Source organism: Bacillus sp. CDB3, from assembly GCF_002081505.1.
GTDB classification, from domain to species: Bacteria; Bacillota; Bacilli; order Bacillales; family Bacillaceae_G; genus Bacillus_A; species Bacillus_A cereus_AT.
In genome coordinates, this window is record NZ_ALBR01000033.1 from 26,444 (window position 1) to 43,874 (window position 17,431).

Consider the following 17,431-nt stretch of genomic DNA (forward strand, 5'->3'; position numbering starts at 1 on the left):
AGACAAATGAATGCTCAAAATAATATATTTTAGGGCATTTTTGTTTTGTAATTATTACATAGAAAAATAGGTGAGGAAATGGGTAGTATCAAATATTACTTAGACTTTGAAGGTATATGCAAAAATTCTTTACTTGGCGAGATGTTGAATGTTCCAAAATCTATATGTGGTGGGCTTTTGCATCGGATGTATGTTATTGAAACATCAAAAGGAAAGTACGCGATAAAACTTCTAAATCCTCAAATAATGCTTAGACCAAAGGCGATGCAAAACTATAATAATTCAGAGAAAATAACTACTCTCGTATCTAAAAAGGTACCAGCTCTCCCAGCCAAAAAAATTAAAGGTGATTCTATACAAAAAATAAATGATCAGTTTTATCTCATATTTGATTGGATAGAAGGCGAAAGGCTGAAAGACGATGAAATAAATAATGTCCACTGCGAAAAAATAGGTGAAATCCTTGCGGAAATACATAAAACGGATTTTGGGGAGTTAGATATAACCAATGATGGGTTCGAAAATGACGAATTAATTGATTGGAATTATTATTTGCTAAAGGGGAAAGAAGAACACTTAGAATGGGATGAGTTGCTACTGAAAAATTTTGATAACCTCAAAAAATGGAATGTGGCAGCAATTGAATCATCCGAAATACTTTCAAAATCAGAGGTAATAAGTCATAGAGACTTAGATCCTAAAAATGTAATGTGGAATAATAATAAACCAGTGCTTATTGATTGGGAATCAGCTGGTTATATAAATCCGATGCAAGATTTAATTGAAACCGCAATTTACTGGTCAAAAAATGAACAAGGTGAGGTTGATAAACAAAGATTCTCTTCTTTTATAATTGGGTATAAGAAGAAACATGGTGTAATACAAGCAAACTGGGAAGATGTGTTAGCGACGGGATTGTTAGGGAGATTAGATTGGTTAGAGTATAATTTAAAACGCTCGTTTAGGATTGAATGTACAGATGAAGAGGATCAAAAACTAGGAACTGCTCAAGTGGCTACAACATTAAATGAAATAAACCTGTACGCAAATACAATTCCTAAACTAGTGAATTGGTTAAATAATGAATAAAGAAACGTTAAAATTAATTTTAAAAGAAGGAGTAGGTGGCAAGGGTGAAAGAAATACAAATGAAGAAATTTAAAAATGTATTAAAATATGAGATTAATCACCTTGTCCAAGAAAGTAAAGAAGAAGGCTTTAATTTCCTAACGAAATTAGTAAATGAATATGAAACCGAAATAAATACATTTAATAAAACTGGAGAATGTTTATATGGTATTTTTCAAGAGGAAATGTTAATTGGAATTGGAGGTTTAAATAAAGATCCGTACATAGAAGACAATAAGATTGGCCGGTTAAGGAGATTTTATATTTCAAAAGACTATCGGCGTAAAGGGTTAGGGAAATTACTATTAAACCGACTATTAAGTCATGCAGAAAAGTATTTTCAAGTTGTTGTTTTACATACAGATACAAAAAAAGGTGATATGTTCTATACTGCAAATGGATTTATGAAAGGGAAAATATATAAAGGATCTAGTCATTATAAAGTGTTATAGGAGTAGAGCTGTCCAAAGAAAAGTTTTGGACAGCTATTTAAGTTGTTGATACTTATTGGTAAATCGGTATATCTTGGTGAATGCTGGTAAATATGAATTCCTTTGCATCTCAAAATACACAATCATGTTTTTCTTTTTGAATAGTAACGATGATGGGTGGGGGGAATTTAAGTTGTAGTTTGGGAACTTTAAAAATCTGTAAGGTCAAGTATATTGAAAGAATAAGGTTAGGGAGCAATCAAGGTATTGATGATTTCTGAAGGGGATTAGAATAGCTTTCGTCGAAGTGGCTTCTGGAGCCATCCAATCTATATTATTGAGGATGTAGGGCGAAAGGAAGTTATGATCGTGCTATAGGGTTCCAAACGAATTTGTACATTTGCTCCGGCGTTTGCTAGCTGCGTTACGGTATTTAAAATAATGGTGCTTTTACCTGATCTAACGGCTTTATTATAGGACGTGATTAGTGGGAGGACTGGATCAGTAGGGATATATTGATTGAGGTTTGTCGCATGATAAATTGTTTTAGATATTACCGTTGCAGTCAACGAAATACCATTTTTAATGACACCGGTCAGTGTTGTCCCATCAAATGAGATGAGTTTGCATGTAAGTATATGATGGTGTTTCATATTTGTTCCTCCTTTATAGTAGATTTAATTTATTTTATGCTTGTCCAACAAATCAGTGTGGACAATTAAATCATTATATAAGTGTTTGAAACTAAAAATAGTGAGGGTTTTAGATGAGTTTAAAAATTAAAGATAACGGCTTAATTGCGAATAATAGTAGCTGTCACGTTTTGAAATCTGAATATCGAAATCAACGTTCGTGTAATTTCATTTATCGAATCAATAGCAAAAAAAAAGAACCTCAGCAACAAAAGTTCAGTTTGTGAGGTAACTTCTCTGCAGTCAATTACATTCTAACCTTCATCTGTTTCAATAGTAACCCAGGATCACCTTTTACATAATAAAAATGTGGATTATTCTCATCATCGTAAAGCATAATGTAAGGTTTTTCATTAAGTGGGAGAAGAATGAGTACTTCATCGATTGTTGTATGTAACCATTGATTTGTAATAGGAATAGGTTTTGATAACGGGATTTTTATCATATGACCATCTTTCGGAACGACATTTAAGTTTTTAAATGGACCAGTAATTGATTTTGCGTATTGAACTGCTTCTTTTTGAATGGCTGAATCTAAAGATTGTTTTTGGACTACCATTTCTTTTTTGCAATCAAATACTTCAATTTGTTTATTTGTATTTGCGAACGCATTTGTTGATAATAAAAAGAAGAGAAGAGTAATGACTCCATTTTTTTGAACATGAAACAACACCTCACACTTACTATACCCTCAAACGTTGTAAATATTTTTATGTCACATTGATGTAACAAAGAAGTTGTATGATAAAATTGATATTTGTTTATAAGTAATGGAGGAAATGTAATGAAAGTATTAATCGCGGATGATGAACAAGATATGCTGAAAATTTTAAAAGCGTATTTTGAAAAAGAAGGCTTCGAAGTTTTATTAGCAAAAGATGGAGAGGAAGCACTTCAAATATTTTATGATGAGAAAATTGATTTAGCTATTTTAGACTGGATGATGCCGAAAAGTAGTGGTATTACTGTCTGTCAGGAAATAAAAAAGAATTCGAGTGTAAAAGTATTAATGCTTACTGCGAAAAGTGAAAGTGAAGATGAATTAGCAGCTCTTCAAAGCGGGGCAGATGAATATGTGAAAAAACCATTTCACCCAGGAGTGCTAATTACGCGAGCGAAAAAGCTTGTACAGCATGAAGATGTTATTCAAGTTCAAGATTTAAAAATAGATTTCACCAAAAATAAAGTATATAAAAACGAGAAAGAATTAGACATTACAAAGACAGAATTACAATTAATAAAATGTTTTTTAAATCATAAAGGCACGATTTTAACGAGGAAAAAGTTGTTAGATATCGTCTGGGGATTTGATTATTTTGGGGAAGAGCGAACGGTTGATACGCATGTAAGAAGATTACGTAAAAAAATAGGAGGAAATATTATAAAGACACATCGCGGTTTAGGATACAGTTTGGAGGAAGAGTGTGAATAAACTCGGTAAAAAGTTATTTTTTAGCATCTCTTTAACAGTCATCCTTATTTACACGGTCTCTTTATTATTAATTAACTATTTTTTACCAAAATATAATGTGCATAAAACACGCGAAAGCTTAGAAGGCATTACAGCGCAAATACAGTCAATACCGCGTAAAGAACTGGATGATGCTATAAATCGTATTGAAAATGAAGGTAATGTTACGATTGCTTATACATCAATAAATAGTTCAGAAGATGCTATTAATGAAGAATTACGCATGCAACTTACAAAAAAGAGAGTTGCATTGAATAAACTTTGGATTACAAAAGAAGAAATTACGAAAGTGAAGAACCTCGGACAAACGAATAAAATATATGATCAAGAAAAGATAAAATCTAGTTTTTTTGTGAAATACATTGCGAAAGATGATATGTTGATTTTAGTAGGAGTTTCTATCGCACATTCCAATGAAGTAATTAAAACGCTTAACTCATTTTATTTATACATTTTGGGATTCTCACTATTTCTTATTATCGTGCTCGTCTGGATTTTTTCAAAAACAATCACTACACCACTGAATGAATTGAGTGATGTCGCAGAAGGTATTTCACGTCTGAAATTTAAACGGACGAAAGTTAAAACGAATGATGAAATAGGTGATTTAGCAAATAGTATAAACATTATGAGTGATAATTTACATGAAGCACATCAAGATCTAACAAATCGAAATGAACATTTAAAACGATTTATGGGCGATGTAACTCATGAATTAAAAACACCAATCGCATTAGTAAAAGCATATTCTATGGGAATAAAAGACGGTTTAGATGATGGCACATATGTTGATACAATCATTAAACAAACAGATCAAATTTCAAATTTAATTGAAGAGTTATTGCGATTTTCTAAACTAGAAAGAGATATTTTACAAAAAGAAGAATTCCATATTGAATCACTAGTCCAAAGTATAATAGATAAGCATAAGATTGAACTGGAGTCGAAAGAAATCAAGTTGCAAGTAAACTATAATGTTGGTGATACAATTGTTTATGCTGATTTAAATAAAATGAGAATGGTCTTTCAAAATTTAATTTCTAATGCGATAAAATATACAACAAATCAAAATATAAAAATCACATTAGAACAGAAAAATGGCGTTGTGTATTTTCAAATTCAAAATGGTATTGCCGCTGAGGGCAGTAAAGAGATAGATAAAATTTGGGAACCTTTTTACGTATTAGAATCTTCTCGTAGTAAAGAAAAATCAGGTACAGGATTAGGACTAGCGATAGTAAAAAGTATTTTAGAAAGGCATGGATTTGAATACGGGGTTTCGGTAGTAGACGGGGAAATACAATTTTATATGTATATAGAAAGGAACTAATTGTGATTAGTTCCTTTTCTATTATATGAAAAGATTTGATAGTTAGTTCTACAAATTTCTCAACTTTTTATATAAAATATAAACTGAATTTTCTGTATTTTGATGTATAGTAAGAGAAGGAATATATGGGGAGGGAAGGGCATGAAGAAAAAGAAAATAGCAATTACACTATCGACTATATTATCTTTAACAATTACTTCAGGGGTTTCTAGTATGACTGCACATGCAGAAAATAATGAAGGGAGCTCCGTAAAAGACAAAAATGCTATGTTAAATGGTCAAATTTCAGAGGCTTTAACGTCAAACACGAAAATTGAATTAGAAAATGGGATGACGAAGCCCATCTATTCACTTGATGAAGCCATCGTAGAAAATTTATTTGTAGAGACAGAAGTTGATAGTGATCGAGATGGTAAAAAAGATCGTGTATCAGTAAAGGTTATGCGTCCAAAGACGAATCCAGATGTGAAAGTCCCCGTTATTTATGAAATGAGTCCATATCGAGCTGGTTTAAAAGATGTTCCTGTTTATAATGTTGATGAAGAATTGAATGCATATGGAGGAAAACCGTATGGAGCTGTTAATCTTGGTTCATACGGAAATTATTATGTTCCGAGAGGATATGCAGTTATTTTAGGTGAAAGTATCGGAACTGGGAAATCAGATGGATGTCCGACCACTGGAGATGAGCAAGAAATATTAGGGACTAAGTCTGTCATTGATTGGGTAAATGGACGTGCAAAAGCATATACAGAGGATGGTAAGGAAGTAAACGCAAGTTGGTCTTCGGGAAATGTAGGAATGACAGGAGTTTCTTATAATGGTACGCTACCGAATGCAGTGGCAACGACTGGTGTTGAAGGTTTAAAAACAATTATTCCAATTGCAGCGATTAGTAGTTGGTATGACTATTATCGTGCAAATGGGGCAGTAATTGCGCCGGGAGGTTACCAAGGAGAAGATACAGATAATATGGCTGAAGCAGTACTGACAAGAAAGAACCCTGAAGCTTGTGGTCCGATCATTAAAGAACTTACTGCTGGGCAAGATCGTAAAACAGGCGATTATAACGAATTTTGGGATAAGCGTAACTATGTAAAAGATGCTAAAAATGTGAAGGCTAGTGTGTTTGTTGTTCATGGATTAAATGATTGGAATGTAAAAACGAAGCAGTTCGCACAGTGGTGGGAAGCACTTGGTGAAAATAATGTTCCTCGAAAAATGTGGTTACATCAAGGTGGACATGGCGGAACATCAAGTAATAACTGGCAACAAACGCAAAATAAATGGTTTGATTATTGGTTATATGGAATTGAAAATGGAATAATGGATGAACCAATGGTAGATGTACAACGTGAAAATAAATCGTGGCAAAAAATAAAAAATTGGCCAGATCCTGCGGCTGTACCATCAAAAGTCCGTATGTATTTAAGTAATAAAGCAGTCAATCTACCATTAAGTATGGGATCAGTAAACAAGGTTTTCTCATTAGTAGATGATGCAAAAATAAAATCGAATCAATTAGTAGAAAACCCCGAGCTAGAAGTAGCAAATCGATTAGTATATACAATGCCTGTACTGCAAAAAGATATGCGAATAAGTGGTACGCCGAAAATTTCAATAACAGGTAATATTGATCGGTCTGTTTCAAATTTAACCGCGTTACTCGTTGATTACGGCGGAGCGAAGCCTGAAATTGTAACGAGAGGTTGGATGGATCCACAAAACTTGAATAGTATAAATAATTCAACGGCGATTCAACCTGGTAAAGATTACACATTCACATGGGACATGCAGCCGGATGATTACGTATTTAAAGCAGGGCATCAAATAGGAGTCGTCTTAATCGCAAGTGACTACGATTATACAATTAGACCGAAAGCAGGAACAAAACTAGCGGTAAAATTGAGTGAAGTAACATTGCCGATTGTGAAGTAAAGGTATATGAGAGGGATGATATAAAAGAGCTTACTATGGTAAGCTCTTTTATATTGATTGTATTTGTTTGCTAGAGTTTTATTAAAAATGTTTCTGTTAGTTTTCATTATTTTGAATCAAAAGGTGCAGCAGTATATTTTATAGAACTTGAAGCAGAAATAGTTGAAAGATTAGAGCGTAATTAAAAAACCACATAGATTAAACTCTCTTCATGGTGAAATTGAAAAAGAAGAGTATATAAAAATTAATAATTCTCATTTGAGTGCTAATGAAGTAGCGGAAATCATTAAGGAGAAGTTTCGATTGTAAAATTTAAAATGTTGTTACGTTTTTATTGTCCAAGCATTCTCTTGAAAACCACATATACTATTTATATTCAAGGTGGTCACAATTTTAATTGGGGCTGTTTTTTAATATAAATGATACTGTAGGGGAGTAGGTAGAATGAATTTGGAAAACGAAGAACACGGAAGATTTGAAAATCAAGTGTATTCTAATCGAGTTGTGAGATCAGAATTTGATAAGCATTGGGAAACTTGTATTTCAAAAAGTGGTTATGTAATCTATGTAGCGACAAGTAATCATGCTGAAGTAATAGTGCTACTTTCAGATGGTTCAAGGAAATTATTAATCTTCGAAAAAGGCGGTAAAGTAGTAGTAGGTGGCGGTGGAACGAGTCATTACAGCAAACCGCATATTGCAAGAAACATTTAATGTGAAAAATGATAATCGAGAAGACGCTGGTAACCTTATAGTATTTAATTTGTATATGGATATATATATACTGAAGTGAGTTTTTGTTTTAGATTCTGGCGTTTTTTGCAATAAAAATAAGATGAAAAAGATCTTTAACGTATAAAGGTCTTTTTTGTTTTATTCACAAATAAAATTAATGGAGGTGAGCTAATAATGAAAAATATTGGAGTAACTTATGTTCTTTTGGGTGTTCTCCTATTCGATCTTACATATATAACTTCCGCAATTTACGTGGGTACATTAGAAAGTTGGGATAGATCAAACGGAAAATTATTTACTGCATTTTATGAAATTCATGGTACAATTTTATCGATAATTTCAATTTGCTTTATTATAGCGGGGATATATTTTATGTGTTGAAGAAGTCTTTTAGAAGAATTGCAGTTTTCAGATTGATAGTTAAAAATGTGACGACTTAGTATAATTAAAATCATTTCGTCAAATGAATGTCACATAAAAGTTTTATAGTAGATGTAGAAAATGAAACATATACAAAGCAGGAGATGAAATGATGAAAAAGGCGCTACAATATATATTCATATTACTTACGTTAGTTACTTTAAGTTATGTAATTTATATTAACTATGAAAAGCAGAAAGAGATTAAAAATAATAAACAAGTAATTAGTAAAGTTGCAAAGAGGTATGGTATTCCAGAGTGGATACCATTATCTATAGCTGATCATGAAACAAAATTTGATCGAAAAGCGATAGGGGATAAAGGCACATCTTTCGGTCTGTTTCAATTACATCGTGATGGTTTAGCGCCAGCGCAATTATCGGAAGAGAGCTTAATGGATTCACAAATAAATGCAACAATAGCGATTTCTAATATGGTTAAATCGTATGAACGCGGTGTGAAAAAAGGATTGGTTGATTGGGAGTTACTTAAATATGTTGCCAATACATCAGGATGGCCAGGAAACTTAGGGGGAGAATGGACGGACAATAATACGAAATATAATATAGGACTAGAACAATCATACCAATTATATAAGTAAAAGGGAGAAATATAAAGGCATTTCCAATTTGGGGAAATGCCTTTTATATGTTATAGTATAATAGTGTTTGAATGTTATATTATTTCGATATATCTTCAAATTTGTTATGTAGTATTTTTATATTAAATAACTACTAATATCATTTTTTTATATAAGGAGTAAGTAGTAGGAATATGAAAAATATAGATTTTATACTAGAAAGTGATGAAACATTAAAACCGTCAGAAAGATTAGTACTATTATTATTAGAGAAGCATAGAATGTTATATACGAACGATCTATTAGCTCTTTCAAATTTATCATATAAAACATTAACAGATTCACTAACAGCACTCGTTTTAAAGTCTTATGTTTTAAAGGATACAGGTAAGGGAAGAAGGCAGAATTGTTATAGATTAGTATGATAAGAGTACCGTTATAGATGCTTACTACATATGCATTTTTCAAATGTAAGGATAAAATTCATTTTGACTTTCGAATGATAAAAAACTATTAATTTAAGTAAATAGCGGTTTCGATATGTAAAGAGCTCATGGCTACTAAATATATAATTTCATTTCATTTTTATTAATGTTAATTAGTCGCAAGTGAAAATGATATTTTTTAAAAACAATTATAAAAATGAAATCCGAAAACAATCTACTCAAGAGTGGGTTGTTTTTTTATTAGGATAACGAATTATAAAAATAATATTATTATGTAAACTTAATTATTTAGAAAGGAACATGTGATTATTAATGGAATTTATTAAGGGGAACTTAATATTTGTATACATGGAGGTTCATTATGGAACAAATCATATCAATATCACAAGCAGTCATAAGTGGGGAAAAAGAAAAGGTAGTAGAAATCATTAATACGGATCCAAGTGTTGTTAACTCATTTAGTGAAGATGGATGGACACCGCTTCACTTAGCTGCCTATTTTGGACAGAAAGAAATTGCAAGTTTCTTTTTAGAGCAGGGAGCAGAAATACATATTAGAGCAAAAAACGAAAATAAAAATACACCTCTTCAAGCAGCAATTGCGAATAAGCAAAGCGAGCTTGTAGCTTTCTTAATTGAAAAGGGATCAGATGTGAATGCTATGCAAAGTGGTGGCTGGACAGGACTTCATGAAGCAGCGTTATTAGGAGATGAAGAAATTATTATATTACTTCTTGAAAATGGTGCTAATAAAATGATTAAGAAAAATGATGGGAAAACCGCATATGATATTGCTTTAGAAAAAGGGCATGAATCTCTATTACATCATTTGCAAGAGGAAGTGAGCTTATGATTAGCCACTGGAATGTAGGGATATTTCTTTTTAAGGAAGTGGAAGTGTTAGATTTTGCGGGCCCATTTGAAGTATTTTCCGTTACAGTAACAAGTGAAGGTCAACCATTTACAGTTCATACTGTTAGTCAAGATGGAGAAATGATTACAGCGAGAAATGGATTAAAGGTACAATCGGACTATAGTATCGAAAACTTGCCTCCAGTTGATATTTTAATTATTCCTGGTGGGTTAGGTGTTAGAGAAAATGAAGTGGAAAATGAAATTGTAATAAATTGGATTCGTAAGCAGATGAAAGAAGTGAAGCTAATGGCCTCTGTTTGTACTGGAGCGCTTTTGTTAGCGAAAGCAGGTTTACTTGAAGAAAAACAAGCGACAACACATTGGGCAAGTATTGAAAGTTTTAGAAATGATTTTCCGAATATTGAAGTATTAGAAAATGTAAAGTTTGTAGATGAGGGGCATATTATTACGTCTGGTGGAATTTCAGCCGGAATTAACATGTCATTTCATATTGTGAAAAACTTGTTAGGTGCTCGGATTGCTGAAGAAACAGCGAAGAGAATGGAATATGATATAGATTTACAATATTAAAAGTAAAACAAGACCAGCAGTTGAAAAATCCAACTGCTGGTCTTGTTTTATATTGACTGAATATACGCTAATTCCTCATCTGTAAGGATCGGACGGGTAGTTGCATCTGCATTTTCTTTCGCTTGTGTTTCTGTTTTTGCGCCAGGAATTGCGACCGATACTGCTGGATGGGAGAGGACGTAGCGAAGTGCAAGTTGCCCTAGTGTCTGATTTTTATTTGAGAGTAACTTTAATTTTTCTACTTTTTGTAAATCTTCTTGAAACCACTTTTCTTTTGGCCATTCTTTGCGTAAATCTCCGTCAGGAAAAGTTGTTTTATTTGTAAACTTTCCAGTTAATATCCCCATTTTTAAAGGCCCGCGTATAACAACTCCTAAATTGTTCTCTTGTAGGTAGGGCAGTATGTCGTTTTCTGGTTTTCGGTTTAATATGTTGTAATCAAGTTGCACAACATCAATTTCATTGTTTTTATTGAAATGTTTTATATATTGTAGGTCGTGAGTTGAAACACCAACAGCTCTTACTTTTCCGTCCCGTTTTAATATTTCAAATGCGCGTAAAAATGCTTCTGTTTCTTCTTGTTTATCCCACCAAATGTGACAGAAATAAACATCAATATAATCTGTTTCTAAGCGAAGTAAGCTAGTTTCAAATATTGCGATCACTTTTTCGGCAGTATTATAAACAGGCTCTCCACTTGGATCATAGTGATGCCCAATTAAACCGCCTTTCGTTGATAAAACGATATTGTTACGGTGCTCTCTTATTGCTTGAGTTACTAACCTTTCACTATGTCCTAAACCGTATACATCAGCAGTATCAATAAAGTTTACGCCGCATTCAATTGCTTTCTTCATAGCGGTTATAGATTGTTTGTCGTTAACAGGACCCCATTCATCGCCGCCAATCGCCCACGCTCCAAAGCCGATTTCAGAAACAGTAATTCCAGTTTTACCTAATGTACGGTAGTGCATCATTTTTCCTCCTTGTAAGCATGTTATAACATCGGTATGCAAAACTGGAATTTATGTGTGTAAAAATGTTTTCTACAATTGGGGAAAAAGAATAACATAAACTACTATTTTATAGCAGCATAAATAAAAATTTTCATATCAAATACGGAAATGTCGTCGAACGCTATCTCTAATTGGTTAATTTGTGAGATTTTTTTGTGAAGGAGCTTATTTTATAAGAATAGAATTTAACTTTATAAGATCGTGCCGATGGTAGTGAAAAATATGGGTTAGGGGGATTTGAAAATGAGGAAACTCAAAAGAGTAAATGTTCCTAATATACCAGAGCAACTATCACAGCCTAATGACAATCGAGCAATAAATAAAAAGAAATTAAGGCGATTTATATTCATGTTTATTTTTATTGCTGTAACTACTTTGTACGTTCAATATATTTTGACGAAACAACAAGAAATAATAAGTGAAAAAAAAGATACAATAACGAATCAAAAGAAACAACTAGTTTCATTAAAGAAAGATCAAAGTTTTTTAAAGACTAACATCGAGAATTTAGCTGATAATGAAGAAGAAATTTTAAAGTTTGCGAGAAAGGAGTATCAATTTTCTAAGTCAAACGAAACAATATTCGTATTGCCGAAGTAAAGTGATGAAACAGTTAGTTAATGCTAACTGTTTTTTGATGTATGAATGTTATGGTACGGGGAGTAATAGCATATTGTAAAAATGAGGAGTTTTCGATTGTTTTTAGTTATTTTCATATTTATGGAATATATATCAAAATAAATATTGTTAAAATTCTGTCAATTGTTTATAATACAAGGTATGCGGATACACTTTTTAATCAACGTTGAGTTAACAGCTCATACGTCTGTTAAGAAAACCGTTATCCTCATATAAGAAAGGAAGATAGCTGTGTATGCTTCAAATACAATTTACGTCGTAGGGGATGCGAAAGCACCTCAAAATAATCCCATTACCGAAAAGTTCAAAAGTTATTTTGTTGCATTTGTACTTGTGAAGGATACAGGGGAAATTGTAGATGCAGATTGCTCAGCGACAATTGCATTAACATCTCAATTTGTTAAATATTTGTTTCTACATAAAAATATTAATGACCCAGCATTAGTAACAGAAATAAAAAATCGTTATTTCGGTTCGTCCCAAAAGGCGCTGCTTGTAGCGCTAAAGGATGCACAGAAAAAATATAATCAGATCGCTGCTTTGTCTACCCATTCATAGACGAAATCCAGCCGTAAGAATTTTCTTATGGCTGGATTTTTTTATTTCACATTAATAGGCAGAATAAAAGCCTCTCGCAGATTAAAGTTTCACTCTATATACAACGAAAGGATGAACAAAATGAAAATTACTGATGTGAAGGTAAAACGTCGACACGTAAAGCTTCATACACCGTTTAAAACAGCGCTTCGTACTGTAACGGAAATCGAAAGTATAGATGTGGTTATTCATACAGATGAAGGGATTGTTGGAAAAGGGGCTGCAGCAGCAACGCCGGTTATTACAGGTGATTTTGCCAACGGGATTGAGGAAGCAATATTAGGGCCAATTCGCTCTGCATTAGTTGATAAAGATGTACTGCAATTTCAAACGTTATTGTTACACATTCAAATGAGCTGTATAGGAAATACAAGTGCGAAAGCGGCGGTAGATATGGCTTTATACGATGTATATTGTCAATTTCACAACATACCGTTATACGCATTACTAGGTGGAAAGAAAGAGATTTATACTGATATTACTGTAAGTGTGGATGAACCTTTATTAATGGCAAAAGAAGCGAAAAAGCATATCGAAAAGGGATTCCAAACATTAAAAATTAAGGTGGGCAAAGAGGCGCATTTAGATTTGGAACGCATAGAGGCAATTCGAAACGTAGTGTCAAAGAACACGACGTTACGTTTAGATGCAAATCAAGGATGGAATCCAAAAGAGGCTGTTTCTATTATTAGAGAAATGGAGAATAGAAATTTAAATATAGAATTTGTAGAACAACCAGTTCATGCGAAAGATTGGGAAGGATTAAAGTACGTGAAGGACAATATACAAACGCCTATTATGGCAGATGAAAGTGTGTTTTCGGCAAGCGACGCATTAAAGATTGTCCAAGGAGGCTATGCAGACCTACTTAATATTAAATTAATGAAATGCGGTGGTATTCGAGAAGCCTGGAAAATTGCGGATATTGCAGACGCAGCAGGTGTGAAATGTATGGTTGGAAGTATGATGGAATCTTCACTTTCAGTTAGCGCTGTTGCACATTTAGCTGCGGCTCATCCGAATATTCATTACTTTGATCTTGATGCACCGTTATGGTTAGTAGAAGAGCCAGAAGGGATGACTTACACTGGTCCAAAGGTAAACCTGCATTCTGTAGTGAATATACAATCTTAGAAGTAGTACCTAGTAAACTATCTTTTAAGGGGGATATATATGAAAAAAGTAGGAACTGCATTTTTAACAACTTTATTTATATTTTCATCGTTTACTTCGGCAAATGCTGAGGAGAAGAAAGATAATAAAGCATTTATAGATGTATCTGCTGCAACGCTTTGGACTGCGCCTGATTCATTACGACCAATCGATACACCAAGCGCAACAAATCCAGTTGATTTATGGAAATGGACGAAATCAATGACTCTTGATGAGAAGTTATGGTTAACGAGTGCGAATAAATTAGAAACGCAAGCGCTGCTAGGTCAAGAAGTAACAGTTATTGATAAGAAAGGTGATTGGGTGAAAGTAGTAGTCCACGGACAACCAACACCACGAAATGAAGAAGGCTACCCGGGATGGATGCCTGAAAAGCAATTAACGTATAATCAAGAATTTGCAGATAAAACAGACCAACCTTTCGTATTAATAACGAAACCGACAGCTATTTTATATATTAATCCTTCTGAAAAATATAAATCTCTTGAAGTCAGCTATAATACGCGTTTACCGCTATTAAGTGAAGATACGATTTCATACCGTGTGTTGTTGCCGAATGGTCAAAAGGCATGGCTACGGAAAAATGATGGAACTGTTCACCGTTCTCAAAATGACATTCCTGCACCAACAGCTGATGATTTAATAAACACGGGTAAAATGTTTTTAGGATTACCATATATATGGGCTGGTACAAGTGGGTTTGGTTTTGATTGCTCTGGATTTACACATACAATTTATAAATCGCATGGCATAACAATACCGAGGGATTCTGGACCACAATCAAAAGCAGGAATTGCGGTTGATAAAGAAAACTTACAAAAGGGCGACTTAATATTCTTTGCACACAATCAAGGAAAAGGTAGTGTTCATCATGTTGCAATGTATATTGGTGATGGGAATATGATTCATTCACCAAGAGCTGAAAGATCGGTAGAAATTATACCGTTAAATACACCAGGATATATAGAAGAATACGCTGGTGCTCGTCGTTACTTACCTTAAAAAAGATAGGGGGGCTTTATATGAAAAAGGTTGTTCGCTATTCATTAGTTAGTACTTTACTCGTCTCTTCATTTTTAGTAGGCTGTGCGAAAGAAAAAACAGCTACGAAGCCGAAAGATGAGAAAAAAGTATTACAACTACTAGAAACGGGTGAAATTCCATCACTGAATTCTGGAAAAGTAACAGATGCAGTATCGTTTAATGTTTTAAACAATGTTATGGAAGGATTATTCCGTTTATCGAAAAATGATGAAGTGATTCAGGCTGGGGCACAAAAATATGAAGTGAGTAAAGACGGAAAGACATATACATTCCACTTGCGTGATGCGAAATGGTCTAATGGTGATCCGGTAACAGCTCAAGATTACGTATATGCTTGGAAGCAACTTATAAATCCAGATACAGCCTCTCAATATGCATATATCGCGTACGATGTGAAGAATGCGGAAAAGATAAATAAGAAACAATTAGGCTTAGAAGAATTAGGTGTGAAAGCAAAGGATGATAAAACGTTCGTTGTTGAGTTAGAACATCCAGTACCGTATTTTACGAAACTACTTATTTTACCGTCTTTCTATCCAATTAATGAAAAATTTGCGAAAGAGCAAGGTGATAAATACGGGTTAGAGGCAAATAAAGCGATATATAATGGGCCGTTTACATTATCGGAGTGGAAGCACGAAGCGAGCTTTACAATGAAGAAAAACGATAAATATTGGGATAAAAAAGAAGTGAAATTAGATGAAGTAAACTATCAAGTTGTTAAAGAAATTTCAACTGCGGTAAATGTATATGAAACAGATAAGGTAGATAGGGCTGTCATTTCTACAGAATTCGTAGATAAATATAAAAATAATAAAGAACTGAAACAATATACAGATCCAGTTATGTATTTCTTCCGTTTCAATGAAAATGTACCGATTCTTAAAAATAAAAACGCACGCCTTGCACTTAGCACAGTTTTTGATAAGAAGGGACTTGCGACTTCATTTTTAAATGATGGTTCGGTAGCTGCCAACTACTACGTCCCGAAAGGATTTTTAAAAGGACCAGATAAGAAAGATTTTAGAAGTGCAGCAGGAGAGTTTAATAAGACGGACGTAAAACAGGCGAAGGAATATTGGGAAAAGGCAAAACAAGAGACCGGTACAAATGAAGTTACGTTAGAACTATTAAATTATGATTTAGAAAACTTTAAAAAAGTAGGAGAGTATATTAAAGAACAGCTTGAGAAAAACTTATCAGGCTTAAAAGTAAATGTGAAACTACAACCACATACTCAAAAACTAGCGTTAGAGAAGAAAAAAGAATATGAAATGTCGTTATCACGTTGGTTACCTGATTATCCAGATCCAATGACATACTTAGAAGTTTTCCTTTCGGGAAGTACCGTTAATAATACAGGATATGCAAATCCAGAATACGATGCGTTAATTAAGAAGATTAAAACAGAATTAGGTAATGATGAAAAAGCTCGTTGGAAAGCAATGCAAGATGCTGAAAAAGTACTTCTTGATGATGCAGTAATTGCACCGGTATTCCAGCGCGGACTATCTTACTTACAAAAACCGTATGTAAAAGATTTATACGTTCACCAATTTGGTCCAGCAACTAGCTTGAAATGGGCGGACATACAAAAGTAAAGAAAGAGAAAAAACAGACTTCACGTATGTGATAGTCTGTTTTTTTCTTAGTTAAAGCTGATGATAGTTCATGGTATAATTTACTAGTCTATAAACAGTATTAGGAGGGGCACTATGTCTGTATTTGTAAAGGGGAAAGTAATACATACGAAAAGATTGGTGATGAGAAAACCGAATATAGAAGATGTTGATCAATTGTATAACATATTGAAAAAAGAAGCTGTTGGTCAATGGCTTGCTAAATCAAGAGGTATGTCAATAGATGAAACTAAAGATTATATTAGTCAACTTATATTGCATTGGGAACAGTATGATTTTGGTGTATGGCTGTTATTCAAAAATGAAACAGACCAGTTATTAGGACATTGTGGTTTAAGAAAGGTAAATGAAACAGGAGAAACAGAAATTATGTATCTCCTTGATCCAGAGTATTGGAGGAATGGATATGCGTCAGAAGCAGCAGAGGCTTCCATTCAATATGCAACAGGGACGATGAATTTAAAAAGAATAATTGCTAGGGTTAAAGTAGCTAATGAGAATTCGAAAAAACTTTTACGCAAGCAAGGCTTTACATATACTCAAGATGTTGATCATAGTGGGCGTTTATTATCATATTTTGAACTCAATACATCATCTGATGAATTATAGACATTTTATGTGTTTTTTCACTACTTAAAAATAAAATTATTACTAAAATTCCAGTGTGAAATTTATGTAGAATCTTGTATAATTAACATGTTTCTT

At 33.3% G+C, this 17,431-nt stretch carries 19 protein-coding genes and 1 pseudogene; 17 read left to right on the plus strand and 3 right to left on the minus strand.

What is annotated here, in order from left to right; genetic code table 11:
* Nucleotides 1-78 precede the first annotated feature (78 nt).
* Entirely contained in the window at nucleotides 79-1,089 is a 1,011-nt protein-coding gene (locus CDB3_RS10115) for a phosphotransferase (RefSeq protein ID WP_128854373.1), read from the plus strand.
* A 59-nt stretch (nucleotides 1,090-1,148) separates the two neighbouring features.
* Nucleotides 1,149-1,580, plus strand: coding sequence for a GNAT family N-acetyltransferase (locus CDB3_RS10120; RefSeq protein WP_372708532.1), 432 nt, complete (start codon nucleotides 1,149-1,151; stop codon nucleotides 1,578-1,580).
* Nucleotides 1,581-1,888: 308 nt separating this feature from the next.
* On the opposite strand, the gene CDB3_RS10125 is transcribed toward CDB3_RS10120, so the two are convergent.
* Together CDB3_RS10125 and CDB3_RS10130 are read right to left on the minus strand one after the other, a co-directional pair.
* A complete protein-coding gene (locus tag CDB3_RS10125; RefSeq protein WP_128854375.1) occupies nucleotides 1,889-2,212 on the minus strand; it encodes a hypothetical protein in 324 nt (107 codons plus the stop codon).
* Nucleotides 2,213-2,498: 286 nt separating this feature from the next.
* The gene (locus tag CDB3_RS10130; RefSeq protein ID WP_128854376.1) at nucleotides 2,499-2,921 is read right to left on the minus strand and encodes a hypothetical protein; all 423 of its coding nucleotides are present in this window, start codon (nucleotides 2,919-2,921) and stop codon (nucleotides 2,499-2,501) included.
* A 114-nt stretch (nucleotides 2,922-3,035) separates the two neighbouring features.
* On the opposite strand from CDB3_RS10130, the gene CDB3_RS10135 reads away from it, so the two are divergent.
* The 9 genes and pseudogenes from CDB3_RS10135 (at nucleotide 3,036) to CDB3_RS10180 (ending at nucleotide 10,617) form a co-directional block, all read left to right on the plus strand.
* Nucleotides 3,036-3,683: a response regulator transcription factor gene (locus tag CDB3_RS10135; protein WP_002168205.1), complete on the plus strand. Its 648-nt coding sequence runs from the start codon at nucleotides 3,036-3,038 to the stop codon at nucleotides 3,681-3,683.
* The gene (locus CDB3_RS10140) at nucleotides 3,676-5,052 is read left to right on the plus strand and encodes a sensor histidine kinase (protein WP_128854377.1); all 1,377 of its coding nucleotides are present in this window, start codon (nucleotides 3,676-3,678) and stop codon (nucleotides 5,050-5,052) included. Before CDB3_RS10135 ends, CDB3_RS10140 begins: the two co-directional genes overlap by 8 nt.
* A gap of 141 nt (nucleotides 5,053-5,193) precedes the next feature.
* A complete protein-coding gene (locus CDB3_RS10145) occupies nucleotides 5,194-6,990 on the plus strand; it encodes a Xaa-Pro dipeptidyl-peptidase (RefSeq protein WP_128854378.1) in 1,797 nt (598 codons plus the stop codon).
* Nucleotides 6,991-7,100: 110 nt separating this feature from the next.
* A pseudogene (locus tag CDB3_RS10150) lies at nucleotides 7,101-7,299 on the plus strand (shikimate kinase); the annotation flags it as partial.
* Nucleotides 7,300-7,440: 141 nt separating this feature from the next.
* Entirely contained in the window at nucleotides 7,441-7,704 is a 264-nt protein-coding gene (locus CDB3_RS10155) for a hypothetical protein (protein WP_128854436.1), read from the plus strand.
* Between the two features lie 550 nt (nucleotides 7,705-8,254).
* The gene (locus CDB3_RS10165; protein ID WP_128854380.1) at nucleotides 8,255-8,746 is read left to right on the plus strand and encodes a transglycosylase SLT domain-containing protein; all 492 of its coding nucleotides are present in this window, start codon (nucleotides 8,255-8,257) and stop codon (nucleotides 8,744-8,746) included.
* A gap of 173 nt (nucleotides 8,747-8,919) precedes the next feature.
* The gene (locus CDB3_RS10170) at nucleotides 8,920-9,150 is read left to right on the plus strand and encodes a hypothetical protein (RefSeq protein WP_000789035.1); all 231 of its coding nucleotides are present in this window, start codon (nucleotides 8,920-8,922) and stop codon (nucleotides 9,148-9,150) included.
* 382 nt (nucleotides 9,151-9,532) lie between these two features.
* The gene (locus CDB3_RS10175) at nucleotides 9,533-10,024 is read left to right on the plus strand and encodes an ankyrin repeat domain-containing protein (RefSeq protein ID WP_128854381.1); all 492 of its coding nucleotides are present in this window, start codon (nucleotides 9,533-9,535) and stop codon (nucleotides 10,022-10,024) included.
* The gene (locus tag CDB3_RS10180; protein ID WP_128854382.1) at nucleotides 10,021-10,617 is read left to right on the plus strand and encodes a DJ-1/PfpI family protein; all 597 of its coding nucleotides are present in this window, start codon (nucleotides 10,021-10,023) and stop codon (nucleotides 10,615-10,617) included. The genes CDB3_RS10175 and CDB3_RS10180 overlap by 4 nt, the downstream gene beginning before the upstream one ends.
* Nucleotides 10,618-10,664: 47 nt before the next feature.
* Here CDB3_RS10180 and CDB3_RS10185 read toward each other — a convergent pair whose 3' ends face one another.
* Nucleotides 10,665-11,591, minus strand: coding sequence for an aldo/keto reductase (locus CDB3_RS10185; RefSeq protein WP_128854437.1), 927 nt, complete (start codon nucleotides 11,589-11,591; stop codon nucleotides 10,665-10,667).
* A 285-nt stretch (nucleotides 11,592-11,876) separates the two neighbouring features.
* Here CDB3_RS10185 and CDB3_RS10190 point away from each other — a divergent pair, with 285 nt between their 5' ends.
* The 6 genes from CDB3_RS10190 (at nucleotide 11,877) to CDB3_RS10215 (ending at nucleotide 17,335) form a co-directional block, all read left to right on the plus strand.
* Nucleotides 11,877-12,233 (plus strand): FtsB family cell division protein, encoded by a 357-nt coding sequence (locus CDB3_RS10190; RefSeq protein WP_128854383.1) that lies wholly within the window; start codon nucleotides 11,877-11,879, stop codon nucleotides 12,231-12,233.
* 270 nt (nucleotides 12,234-12,503) lie between these two features.
* Nucleotides 12,504-12,830: a DUF3870 domain-containing protein gene (locus tag CDB3_RS10195; protein WP_071772783.1), complete on the plus strand. Its 327-nt coding sequence runs from the start codon at nucleotides 12,504-12,506 to the stop codon at nucleotides 12,828-12,830.
* 111 nt (nucleotides 12,831-12,941) lie between these two features.
* A complete protein-coding gene (locus CDB3_RS10200; protein WP_179139688.1) occupies nucleotides 12,942-14,003 on the plus strand; it encodes a dipeptide epimerase in 1,062 nt (353 codons plus the stop codon).
* Nucleotides 14,004-14,042: 39 nt separating this feature from the next.
* Nucleotides 14,043-15,044 carry a C40 family peptidase gene (locus CDB3_RS10205; protein WP_128854385.1) on the plus strand — a complete coding sequence of 334 codons (1,002 nt, stop codon included), beginning with the start codon at nucleotides 14,043-14,045 and terminating at the stop codon, nucleotides 15,042-15,044.
* 20 nt (nucleotides 15,045-15,064) lie between these two features.
* Nucleotides 15,065-16,687, plus strand: coding sequence for a peptide ABC transporter substrate-binding protein (locus tag CDB3_RS10210; protein ID WP_128854386.1), 1,623 nt, complete (start codon nucleotides 15,065-15,067; stop codon nucleotides 16,685-16,687).
* A 114-nt stretch (nucleotides 16,688-16,801) separates the two neighbouring features.
* Nucleotides 16,802-17,335 (plus strand): GNAT family N-acetyltransferase, encoded by a 534-nt coding sequence (locus CDB3_RS10215; protein WP_071772779.1) that lies wholly within the window; start codon nucleotides 16,802-16,804, stop codon nucleotides 17,333-17,335.
* Nucleotides 17,336-17,431: the final 96 nt, after the last annotated feature.